Source organism: Roseovarius roseus, assembly GCF_043355935.2.
Classification (GTDB): Bacteria; Pseudomonadota; Alphaproteobacteria; order Rhodobacterales; family Rhodobacteraceae; genus Roseovarius; species Roseovarius roseus.
On record NZ_JBHFPE020000032.1, the window covers coordinates 1 to 11,195 of the forward strand.

10 protein-coding genes and 3 pseudogenes are annotated in these 11,195 nt (G+C 58.2%); 11 read left to right on the forward strand and 2 right to left on the reverse strand.

Annotated features, from left to right (window positions below; all coding sequences use genetic code 11):
* The 5 genes and pseudogenes from ACEWPL_RS18820 to ACEWPL_RS18840 all read left to right on the forward strand — a co-directional run.
* Positions 1-1,130, forward strand: a 1,130-nt coding sequence (locus ACEWPL_RS18820) for a M23 family metallopeptidase (protein ID WP_420744386.1), incomplete at its 5' end; no start/stop codon positions are given.
* A 307-nt stretch (positions 1,131-1,437) separates the two neighbouring features.
* Positions 1,438-2,238, forward strand: a pseudogene (locus ACEWPL_RS18825) (SulP family inorganic anion transporter); the annotation flags it as partial.
* A gap of 14 nt (positions 2,239-2,252) precedes the next feature.
* Positions 2,253-3,104 (forward strand): universal stress protein, encoded by an 852-nt coding sequence (locus ACEWPL_RS18830; RefSeq protein ID WP_393932172.1) that lies wholly within the window; start codon positions 2,253-2,255, stop codon positions 3,102-3,104.
* A 4-nt stretch (positions 3,105-3,108) separates the two neighbouring features.
* Positions 3,109-3,465 (forward strand): TraR/DksA family transcriptional regulator, encoded by a 357-nt coding sequence (locus ACEWPL_RS18835; protein ID WP_393932170.1) that lies wholly within the window; start codon positions 3,109-3,111, stop codon positions 3,463-3,465.
* Positions 3,466-3,765: 300 nt separating this feature from the next.
* The gene (locus tag ACEWPL_RS18840) at positions 3,766-3,972 is read left to right on the forward strand and encodes a cold-shock protein (RefSeq protein WP_393932168.1); all 207 of its coding nucleotides are present in this window, start codon (positions 3,766-3,768) and stop codon (positions 3,970-3,972) included.
* An 84-nt stretch (positions 3,973-4,056) separates the two neighbouring features.
* On the opposite strand, the gene ACEWPL_RS18845 is transcribed toward ACEWPL_RS18840, so the two are convergent.
* A complete protein-coding gene (locus ACEWPL_RS18845; protein ID WP_393932166.1) occupies positions 4,057-4,293 on the reverse strand; it encodes a hypothetical protein in 237 nt (78 codons plus the stop codon).
* 215 nt (positions 4,294-4,508) lie between these two features.
* On the opposite strand from ACEWPL_RS18845, the gene ACEWPL_RS18850 reads away from it, so the two are divergent.
* The 4 genes and pseudogenes from ACEWPL_RS18850 to ACEWPL_RS18865 all read left to right on the forward strand — a co-directional run.
* Complete coding sequence (locus tag ACEWPL_RS18850) at positions 4,509-4,754, forward strand: hypothetical protein (protein WP_393932164.1); 246 nt, start codon at positions 4,509-4,511, stop codon at positions 4,752-4,754.
* 14 nt (positions 4,755-4,768) lie between these two features.
* Positions 4,769-4,912, forward strand: a complete 144-nt coding sequence (locus ACEWPL_RS18855; RefSeq protein ID WP_420744387.1) for a hypothetical protein — start codon at positions 4,769-4,771, stop codon at positions 4,910-4,912.
* A gap of 644 nt (positions 4,913-5,556) precedes the next feature.
* Positions 5,557-6,174, forward strand: coding sequence for a phage tail tip lysozyme (locus ACEWPL_RS18860; RefSeq protein WP_393932160.1), 618 nt, complete (start codon positions 5,557-5,559; stop codon positions 6,172-6,174).
* A gap of 280 nt (positions 6,175-6,454) precedes the next feature.
* Positions 6,455-6,730: pseudogene (locus ACEWPL_RS18865) on the forward strand (transposase); the annotation flags it as partial.
* Positions 6,731-6,924: 194 nt separating this feature from the next.
* On the opposite strand, the gene ACEWPL_RS18870 reads toward ACEWPL_RS18865, so the two are convergent.
* The gene (locus tag ACEWPL_RS18870) at positions 6,925-8,004 is read right to left on the reverse strand and encodes an IS110 family RNA-guided transposase (protein WP_393932158.1); all 1,080 of its coding nucleotides are present in this window, start codon (positions 8,002-8,004) and stop codon (positions 6,925-6,927) included.
* 73 nt (positions 8,005-8,077) lie between these two features.
* Here ACEWPL_RS18870 and ACEWPL_RS18875 point away from each other — a divergent pair.
* Together ACEWPL_RS18875 and ACEWPL_RS18880 are read left to right on the forward strand one after the other, a co-directional pair.
* Positions 8,078-8,820: pseudogene (locus ACEWPL_RS18875) on the forward strand (transposase); the annotation flags it as partial.
* Positions 8,821-8,963: 143 nt separating this feature from the next.
* Positions 8,964-10,478, forward strand: a complete 1,515-nt coding sequence (locus ACEWPL_RS18880; RefSeq protein ID WP_393932156.1) for a PRC-barrel domain-containing protein — start codon at positions 8,964-8,966, stop codon at positions 10,476-10,478.
* The last annotated feature ends 717 nt before the right edge of the window (positions 10,479-11,195 follow it).

Consider the following 11,195-nt stretch of genomic DNA (forward strand, 5'->3'; position numbering starts at 1 on the left):
AGGCTGCCGCATCCACCGCAAAGGATGTAAGTAGCGACGTGCTGGAGCCGGCGGATAACTTCGTAACTTGGAGGCAGGTCGTGGGCACGGGCGACAGTCTGTCCGGATTGCTCGCCGAGGCTGGCCTCGACACGGCGAGCAGCGGTAAAGTCATTGCTGCAATCGGGTCCGAGTTCGATGTGCGTCATCTGAAGCCAGGAAATCGCCTTGCCTTGAACTTATCCACCGATGGCCTGCCCCAGACGGCAACACTGGAGATAGAAGATGGGTCACGCATTCAGGTGACGTTCGGGGAAGCGCCCTCTGTCCAGATGCTGGCACCGCAACTCGACAGTTTCCGGCGCGCGGGCGAAGCGACGGTCGACAGCACGATCTTTGCAGCCCTTGACGGTGCAGGCATTCCAACCCGGTTCGCGACGGATCTCGAACTGATCCTGGGAGAGACGTTCGACCTGCGGACCCAACTCGGGGGGGGAGAGCACATTCGCCTGATGTGGCGGGAACATCTGTCCGGCGGACGCGAGGTCGGCGACCCGACCATCGATTTTGCGCAGCTCGATCTGGCCGACGGTCGCTATGAAATCCTTTGGCCTGACAACAATTCCCGGCGGACCACGATTTTCAAGGATGGGCAGCTCTTGCAGATATTCGAGCAACCGATCCGCGGCGCGCGGCTCAGCTCGGCTTTTGGACAAAGGATGCATCCCGTTCACGGGACGGTGCGCATGCACAGCGGTCTGGATTTTGCCGCCCATCAGGGTTCCGGTGTCGAAGCGACCCGACAGGGTAAGGTGTCCTACATCGGCAAACGCAGCGGTTACGGAAACGTGGTTGAACTGGATCATGGCAATGGCGTGCAGACGCTTTATGCCCATCTGAGCGCGATGAACGAAGACCTGCGCGTAGGCCAGCATGTCGTGGCTGGGACAGAGCTTGGTCGAGCCGGATCGACAGGAACGTCGACGGCACCGCATCTGCACTACGAAATTCGCGTCGACGGCAAACCGGTCTCACCACTCGCGGACACGCGCCTGCGCGGGTCGCCCAGACGAATGCGATCGGGAAAATCTTTCGTGCTGGTGAGTGACATGCAAAGCGAATTGGATCGACTGCTCGCATCTCGCGGATAGGGCATCACCGGGATCGAGTACCGATTTGGCGGTTGGCGCTTGCGAGAGATGCAAGACGAAGATGGAAAGTGTGTTGACGGGTACGTTCGAGCGCCAGCCATACTTCGGATAATATCGTAGGGAAGATTGAGGCATTCGGATGATCGCTTCCATACCGGACCATGCTTGCCCGTCTTCGATAAAGAACCAGGTCTCACGGCCAGGTCTCAGGGTCCGCCGGGTCCAAACCATAATGACGCACGAGAGTGCCGCCGGTTTTCGACTAGGCGGGGCAGACGCGGATCATCCCGGCCAAGGTCCGGTTCGGGCCGTCCATGGCCTGCTCGAAAGCCTGATGACCGAGAACATTGTCGACGACCTCACAGACACGAAGTCGAACCGGAATCAGGAATGCGTAGGCCAAGGCTTGGCAAACACCGCGACTGGTTTCATCGGCGGCATGGCGGGCTGCGCAATGATTGGTCAGTCGATCATCAACATCAAATCCGGTGGACGCGGGCGGTTGTCCTGCTTCGCGGCCGGTGTCTATCTTCTCTTCATGGTGGTCGCACTTGGCGATCTCGTCGCGCAGATTCCGATGGCGGCATTGGTGGCGATCATGATCATGGTCTCCATCGGCACCTTTTCGTGGTCCTCGATCAAGGATCTCAGAACCCATCCGCGGTCATCCTCGATCGTCATGCTCGCGACCGTCGCAGTAGTGGTCTATACCCATAACCTCGCAATCGGCGTGCTGGTAGGCGTGCTGCTTTCAGGACTGTTTTTCGCGGGCAAAATCTCGCAACTGTTTGGCGTCACCTCGTACCTATCAGATGACGGGCGCCTCCGGACCTATCATGTCCAAGGGCAGCTATTCTTCGCGTCGTCCGAAGCGTTCATGGATGCATTCGACTTCAAGGAAGCGGCGGACCGCGTCGTGATCGATGTCAGTCGCGCGCATATCTGGGATATCTCATCTGTTGCCGCGTTGGACATGGCTGTGCTCAAGTTCCGAAGGGACGGCTCGGAGGTCGAGATCGTCGGCATGAACGAAGCTTCCGAAACCATGGTCGACAGGCTTGCCATACATGACAAGCCGGGCGCCGTGGACAAGCTGTTGGCGCATTGAAGGAGGAGAACACCATGACCAAGAAGATCATCGCTCTGGTGGACGGCTCCACCTACTCGAAAAGCGTTTGCGATCATGCCGTCTGGATTGCCGAGCGCAGCGGCTATGAAGTTGAATTGATGCATGTCCTTGGCCGCCGCGAGGGCGGTGGCGGCTCGGATCTATCGGGCGCCATCTCCCTTGGGGCGCGCAGCGCGCTCCTTGCCGAACTGGCCAGCATCGACGAACAGCGTGCGAAGCTCGTGGTGCATCGCGGCCGCGCCATTCTCGAAGACGCCAAGGCGCTATTCGACGAGGCGGGTTTCCGGGCCACGGAACACCTTCGCCATGGCGACCTGATTGAGGCGATCTTTGAGAAGGAGGGCGGCGCCGAGATGATCCTGATCGGCAAGCGCGGCGAGGCGGCCGACTTCGCCAAAGGGCATCTTGGTTCGAACCTCGAGCGCATCGTCCGCGCCGCGTCCAAGCCGCTATTCATCGCGTCACGGGCATTTCAGCCAATCGAGAAGGTGCTCATCGCCTACGATGGCAGCGCGAGTGCCATTCGCACTGTCGATTACGTCTCGCGTGCTCCGCTCTATGCGAAACTTGACATCAAGATTGTCACAGTCGGCTCTGCCACAGAGACCGCCAGGAATGGCCTGGAGGATGCGAAGGCGATGCTGGCGGCGGCCGGGCTCAAGGCAGAGACGGGCATATTGCCCGGGCAACCCGAAGAAGTCATCGGTAAGCTCGTCGAGAAGGCCGAGTTTGACCATCTCGTGATGGGCGCTTCGGGCCATTCGCGTTTGAGGTCGTTGTTCGTGGGATCGACCAGCCTCGAGATGATCCGGAGTTGCAAGGTGCCAATCCTGCTGGTGAGGTGAGAGAATGACGGAACCGACAGAGGACGCGCTGCGCGCCCGCTTCCTTCCACGTTTGCGGGAAGAGCTGATTGCCTTGCAGGAGGCGTCAGAGACCACTAGTGAGCATCGCCGACCGGTCGAGCTCGATCAGCAGAGCACAGGTCGCCTCTCGCGGATGGACGCGCTTCAGAACCAAGCGATGGCTGCCGGGTCCGAAGCACGACGCCAGAACCGACACAAGTCAATCTCGGCTGCCATCGACCGACTTAATAAAGGAGAGTTTGGCTGGTGCGATGAGTGTGGTGAATTCATAGGCGAGAAGCGGCTGGACTTCGACCCGACCTTTGCGAAATGCGTAAGCTGCGCCGATAGCTTGCGTTAAACATCGCAAACGGCCTCAAGCTGCCATCGGCCACGCCGACGGGCCGCAGAGCAGCGTCATATGGGACAACCGAATGGCCAATTTGGGCCGATCTCAGCCAGGCCCGCGTCTAGTTAATGACGTTAGGTCAACGTTGATTGACCATGGACAAACTATCTGCGCTCTGCGAGGAGGGCAGTGCTACGTTACTTCAGTCGATCCCCTGCTTTCCCTACCGGACCTCAGCGAACTCGATACTGGCCGACTGCGCCGCGCTGTTGCACTTCCGCGAACAGGTTGAAAACTAAAGGAGATCTCACGATGGCCAATGGCACCGTGAAATGGTTTAATTCTACTAAAGGCTTTGGCTTTATTGCCCCCGCGACTGGCGGAAAGGACGTATTCGTCCATATTTCCGCCCTTGAGCGTGCAGGCCTGACTTCGTTGAACGATGATCAGGAAGTCACATTCGAAATCGAATCCGGCCGTGACGGCCGCGAGTCGGCGGCAAATCTTCAGCTCGCCTGAGCAATTGATCCGAATTTGGAACAGGGCGCCCTCGGGCGCCCTTTTTCATTGCGCCTCGACACCATGGCCAGGCGTGTGACGATTTCAACGGGAGGGCGCCAGCGCACCGCTAAGGATCTCGCGCCAATCAGTATAGAACCCGATGGCTGCAAAGAACGACGAAAAAATACGGCCAGTAGGAAGCCGTTTATGGAATGTGCTGCGCTTGTCATGAATGGCAGCAATGCGGAAACTGCAGCGCAGCATCAGGATGACCGATAGACGGCCGCAATGGGCCGTCCATGAAGACAGCTCCGGGAATAATATTTCAATCGCACCCATGACGACGAACGCTTCCTTTTTGCTCGGCGTGCAATTATCCAACCGTGCTTTATATCTGGGTATGTCCAGCCCGCAATACCCAGCAAGCTTGACACTGAATTCGGCGGAGCCACCTTCATACTAAGGCTATTCAACTAGACTGTTATGGGACGCCTTAGCCTGCGAGGTGGAAATTGCCTCCATCGCTTTGGTCGCCAAGTATTCCAAGGAGGCTTATGACTGGTCAAATCATCGCAATGATCCTTTTGACGCCATTCGCTCTCGCGTTTATTTATGCGGGTATTCACGAATATCTTCGGCATAGGTCCGGGGACGGTGCGAGCTACGGGCTCGTCTACGATGAGACGACGGGAACGACGCACATCTCTGGACTCGCCGAGGATGAGGACCCCTATGACCCCGATGAGTTCGATCCCAATGATCACAATTGGCCCGAGGGCGCGGACGACGACAAATCGTAGGCTTTAGATGTGTGGTGTTCTCGCGGCCAACGAACCTGCGCTACCCCGCAAACCGCGCGATGAAGGTTCAAGTCGATGTTCAGGAAGGCGAAGTGATGGCCGGCGTCAATGAGAGCGTCGTCTATTTCACGCCCGATACCTGGAAGGGCGCGGCTTAGCCTGTCATCGCTGACAGCAAAGCTGGACCAAGGTTGTCCAAACGGCGTTAGTCGAATCTGATGGCAATGACCTGTTCGGTAACACCGCGTCGCGGCTTCGTCGCTGATTACAAAACTCCGCCATGGGACGACTAAGGCGCGCCCTCCAGGAAAAAGGTGGTGCAATTCGCTGCGACGGACAGCGACTTACAGATCCGGCTCGCACCTTCCCCGACCCGGAACCAGTCACCTCGCACACGGTCCTCGCCCTATCTGCGTGGTCCAGCCGCAGCAGCGGACACGCCTCTTCCGCGTGGCCTTGAAGCCAAGTGCGGCAGCTTTCTCGGTCGAGGGGAACTGGCATCCTTTAGCAGTGAACCGGGCGGACGATCTCACTGGAATTGGCGGCAAAGATGTAGATCTCGGCGCCCTCCAGACGCTTCTTGGGCTCGCACCGCGACGGCTGCCACATGCGTCGAATGCAAATGGCGGGCGCGTTTCGAGGCTCCGATCTTGAAGGCTTGGCGGGCAAGAATTCGCCGTTTTTGGCTTGCGAAAACACATGAGGTATCTTTCTGCAGCGCGGCGTGAAATTGGACTCCCTTCAGCGGCCTCCCCCGATGGAGCGGGCGCACCCTCAACAGACGTGTAGTTCCATGAGATATTTGACCACGGCGGCCTCCGCCCTTCTTTTCGCCCTCACACCACCCGCGTTCGCCGATCGCGGATCGAACCTGCCCAACTCCAATCCGAAACCTGCCGTCGCCAATGAAGCGCCGGAGACGGAAGCCACTCCGATTACGATTCCCGAGCAGCTGATCGCGAATCTGCAAAGGGATTTCGGACTGACACGCAGCCAGGCGGCAGGGATTACCGGAAACCTCGCCCACGAGTCCGGGAACTTTCGGATGCTCGCCGAGATCGATGGCGGCTGCTACGGCTATTCCCAGTGGTGCGGCCCCCGCAAGAGCCGGTTTCGCAGCTACGCCGCGCGCGTCGGCGGCCAAGAGAGCTTCGAGGCGAATTACGGCTACCTGCATTACGAGCTGAAGACCGAGTATGGCGCAATGATACAACGGATCCGCGCAACGGATGACGTGAGCCAGGTTGCCCGCATCTTCATGAAGACCTTCCTGCGCCCGCGGGCTTCCACGGCGAACCTGGAGAGGCGTGTGCGCTTCTCGAAGATGTATTTGGCCGAAAGGTTCGACGGAGCCGGCTGCTACTCGCATTTCCAGCTCGAGGCCAGAAACCGGCCCGCAGCCTGCCCCGAGAATACGTAAGGTCGGAACCGATTGAATTCGGTCGAGCCTCGCGACTAACTACTGCAAGGCGAAGCGGTGACATGCGTGACCGTAGCTGGTCGAAAGATGCTGCACGCTTTAGCGGCTGAGCGCTTGAAGACGTTACGTGGTGGGATTCCGCTGCCGGCGCAAGCTTGGTATGGGCCGTTCGTGCTCCTTCACCCTTGCGCAGGGAAGGGCGTATTTTGTTGAAAAACTCGTGCTTGATCGAAGCGTAAGTTGCTGCTTCAATTCTTCCGGCCAGCGGGAGAATTGAGCAATGTTGGGACCGAGACAGGAAGCGCAGGGAGCACTTTTCTATGAGTTCTCGCTGGAGGATCACGTTCCGCAAAACCATCTTCTTCGCTCCACTGATCGGTTCGTCGACCTGAGCAGCATCCGTGCCCATCTTGCAGATTTCTTCAGCCACACCGGCCGTCCCTCCGTCGATCCCGAGCTGCTGATCCGCATGCTGCTGGTCGGTTATTGCTTCGGCATCCGGTCGGAGCGGCGGCTCTGCGAAGAGGTGCATCTGAATTTGGCGTATCGCTGGTTTCTTTAGGTGGGCATGTTTCGTCAACTCCTTTTTTGCCTTAATGGGATCAGCTGCGCTCGGAAGGGTTCCGGCTTCTTTTCGTGCTCGACGCCTGGCGACGTCGGCGGACAGGATAGGGTATGAGGGGTCGGACGGCCTAGCTCTGCCGCGCGATTGGTGGAAAGTGCTCCAGCGTCGCAACCAACGATGCGGGCTCATCCGACCCTCGCACCCTCCCGGGCGCGCCTTTCCGCCGACAGGCGGATTTCGGTGTCCTGTATCGCGTCTGACCAACGGAAGTCTGTCCCGTCAGACCACATCCGATGCATGACGACAGCCAATTTGCGGGCAAGTGCAACTTTGGCCGACTGCATACTGCGGCGTTTTGCGATCCGCATGGCCCAGGACCGCAAGGCGGACCAACGTCCGTGATGCATCAGGACATGCGCGGCCTGATAAAGCGCCGTGCGAACCATCTCGTCTCCGCATCGACTGATCCGTCCATCATAGTCAATTTGCCCCGAGCTGTATCGCCTTGGCGTCAGTCCAAAATGTGCCCCAACATCTCGCGATCGCTTGAAGCGTTCAGGCGCATCCACTCCGGTCACATAGGTCAGCGCGACAATGACGCCGACGCCGGGAACCGTCATCAATCGCCGACAGATGGGATCACGCCGGGCGAGTTGAATGCAAAGCCGATCGAGGCGTTCAAATGCTTCCACTATGGCGCGCCTGGCGCGCAAGAGCGGCTCCACAATCGCCGTCAAACTTGGGTCACCTGCGACCAATTCGAGGACACGCCCTTCAAATCCGCGCTTCGTGACGGCACCAATCCTGAGCCCGAACACTTTCAGCGACCCGCGAATGCAGTTCTCGATGTCTTGGGACTTGCCCAACAGGTGGCTGCGACTGACCAGCAGCATGCGGGTCCGTTGAGTTTCGTCGCTTTTGACAAAGACCCGGCGGAACCAGCCAAGACGAACGAGCTGAGCAATGCCGCGCGCATCGTTGCGATCCGTTTTGTTTCGCATGGCGCTGAGCCCGGCCTTCACATGACGGCACTCCATGCAGATTGCTGGCAGACCAGCACCCCGCAACTCGCTGTAGAGCCAGGATGCCGTCGGTCCTGCTTCAAGACCTAACCGGGCAATCGACTGCCTGAAGTCCTTCAATAACTCAACAATCGCCTCTGGTTCTGCTTCGATTTTACGTTCAAGGCAGACAGTTCCTCCATCATCGACAACGCAAACGTTGACGGTTTCAAGGGACGCGTCGATCCCGAAATAATAGCTCATGGTCCTTCCTCCGATTTTCAAAGTAGATGGATGGTATGATGACCTAAGCGGACCCGCCCACCTACTCCATCTCTGCCGCCTCGACCTGAGCGACCGTGTGCCGGATCACTCGACCTTCTCCAAGAACCGTCATGGCCGGTTTCGCGACAGCGAGTTGCTGCGGCATCTTTTCGAGATAACCGTCACGCGGTGCATCGAAGAGGGCCTTGTCAGCGGGCAGCGCATGGCTTCGACGCAAGCCTGATCGAGGCGGATGCGAACAAGCAGAACTCGACGCCGAAGGAAGACTTGGATGCCTCGAAGATCGACCCGACCGACGCGCCCCGCGCGGTTCGAGAGTATCTCGACACGCTGGACGAGGCTGCCTTCGGGGCCGCCAGTGACGTCCAGCCCAAGTTCACGTCCCATTCCGATCCGGCAAGTCAGTGGACGGCAGCCCGCAAGGGGCCTGCTTTCTTCAGCTACTCCGACAATTACCTGATCGACACCGATCATGGTGTCGTCGTCGACGTGGAGGCCACGCGATCGATCCGGCAGGCCGAAGTCGGCTCGACCAAGACCATGCTGGATAGGGTGAAGGTCAAGTTCGACCTGCATCCAGAGCGCCTGATTGCTGATACGGCCTATCGCACCGGGCCGATGCTAGGCTGGCTGGTCAATCGCAAGATCGCCGCGCACATCCCAGTCTTCGACAAGTCCGGCCGCAGCGATGGCACCTGGAGCCGGGCGGACTTTGAGTGGGATGCCGAGAACGATCATTACGTCTGCCCCGAGGGCCAGACACTGAAGCAGATCCGCCGGAACTACTCCGAGCCGCCGAACTTGTCGCGCACAAATCTGGAACCAACCACCAACGCTGGATGTTTGGGACCCATAACGGCAACTTTATCGATTGTGAGCGTGTTGGCCGTTTTTCGCATCTTGGCGCGACACTGTTAAAAAATTAGGAGGCTTTCATCATGAAAATCACCCGCAATACTCGAAATCTTCTTCTGGGCACCGCGTTGACCTTGCCTATGAGCGGGCTGGCGTCCGCGCAGACGATTGAGATTAGTGAGGATCAGCTTCAGGATAAAACCGAAGAGTGCCGGACATTAGCCCGTGACATTCAAACCATGGACCAGCCTGTAACCGGCGCTAATCGCGAAGATGTCATGACCGCCATCAACGAAGATCTCGCCGAAGAATGCGCCACGTTGGCCGACGAACTGGCATCTTCCGGAAATGAGAGCCAGACTGACAGCAACCGGGCCACCGAAACCGCCAGCGACAAGGTTACGGAAGAAGTGACCGTTTCCGAAGAGGCGACAATTGAGGGTGAGGCAAAAGTAGTGGTGCCCGACCCCAATGTAGACGTCCAGGTGCCCGCCCCGAATGTACGCGTGACCGAACAGCAACCGCAGGTGGATATCACGCAGGATCCGTCGCAGATTGAACTGGAGCAAGCCAAGCCGACGATCTCGGTCGAAATCCCCAACATCATCGTGCGCGTCGATATTCCCGCGCCCACCGTCTATGTTTTGACCAACGATCCGAAGGTCCAGATCAGCTCGGCCGACCCTCAGGTAGAGGTTGAACAGGGTGAGCCGACGGTCAGCGTCAGGCAGGCGGACCCCGAACTGAACGTCGATCTCGGCGTCGATGCGAGCGGCGAAGCAGAGACTTCGAACCAAGCCCAGACGAGCGATAGCGGCGAATCCACGCAGCAGGTCGAAGGCGACACCAGCATGGAAACGGCGGAGCCTCAGGTCGAAATTGTTCAGGCCGAGGGCGAGCCCGAGATGACTTACCAATCAGGGGATCCGACTGTTTCCTATAAAGCGGTCGAACCCGAGGTCTCGATCAAGATGGCCGAGAAACCGACAATTGAGTTGACTCAAGCCGGCGAGCCGACTGTGAAGGTCGAAACTGCGGAAGAGCGGGAGCAGCGTCAGCGCCAGCAGGCCGAAGCCAAGGAACAAGCCGATGCGAAGAAAGACGCTGACGCGTCGATGGCGCAGGACGGCACTGTGAAAGCCGACACGGCGCGAGCTGATGCGGAGCAGGCTGGAGAGGCTCAAACCGACGAGGCCGCAAGCGAAGCCGTTGCGACCGGGGAAAATGCCGAAGCGGGGGAAACCGCAATGGATGGCGAGCGTGAGATGATGACACGCCCGTCGGTCGAACGTGATGGCTATCAGCAGGCCGACATGGAAGCCGTGCGTAAGATGACGTCGGAAGACCTTGAAGGTACGACCGTCTATGGCGCCAATGACGAAAGCGTGGGCGAAATTGAATCTCTGGTCCTTGGTGACGGGGGTCAGGTAGACAGGGTCGTCATCAACGTCGGTGGCTTCTTGGGCCTGGGAGAGAAACCAGTTGCGGTAACCTTCGACGAGTTGCAGTTCCTGCAAGCTGAAGGTGGCGGGGATCTGCGGATCTATATTGATAGCACCGAAGAGACGCTCGAAAATCAGCCTAAATTCGAGAATTGATCTCCCGCGCAATCAAAGAGTTGGGCCCGTCCCTTTGTGGATGGGCCCTTTGTCAAGCGGGGTGATCTCCCCGAAACCAATCGCATGCGGATGAACAATTTTCCCAAAATGATGCCTAAGGGGGCCATCGCTCCGGATGCGCTGACGCCGATGGCGTTTAACTTATACGAGCTCTGCGCAAACGCTGCGCACTGCGGCACACTTAGCCAAAGCGAAGGAAGACTAATGTTCTCGGCGCGCCGTCAGGGAGGCCGGTCGGAGATCGAATTGCAGGACCGTTGCTGACTTAATCCGTAGAAGGTGTAGAAAGAAAGCGTCGGTCAAGATCAAGGCTTCCCATGCGAGACCAGAGGTATGTAAATCCGGTGTCCAGACGGATTATCATTGCTATGCGTAGACCGTTCCATTCGATCACATTGATGGAACTGCTAGGAACCGTTATTCCATCGGAACCTTGGGCTTCCAGTGGCGTCAGGCTAAGTTTGTCCTGGCAGTGACGGTTGCCTTCCGGAGTAGGGAATTTTGAACTCGCTGAGACGAGGGGGCGTTAGGTCCATGGCCGAACATCGCTACTATGAATATTGGATGATCGAAAAGAGAAACTTTGAGCGGCGAGCCTCGACTGATAGGCAAATTCAAAGAGAGTGTCCTGTCTTCTGTGTAACTGGGAACTGGTCCATGCTTCCTGAGAGGAGCAAGGACGATGACGATTTCCAA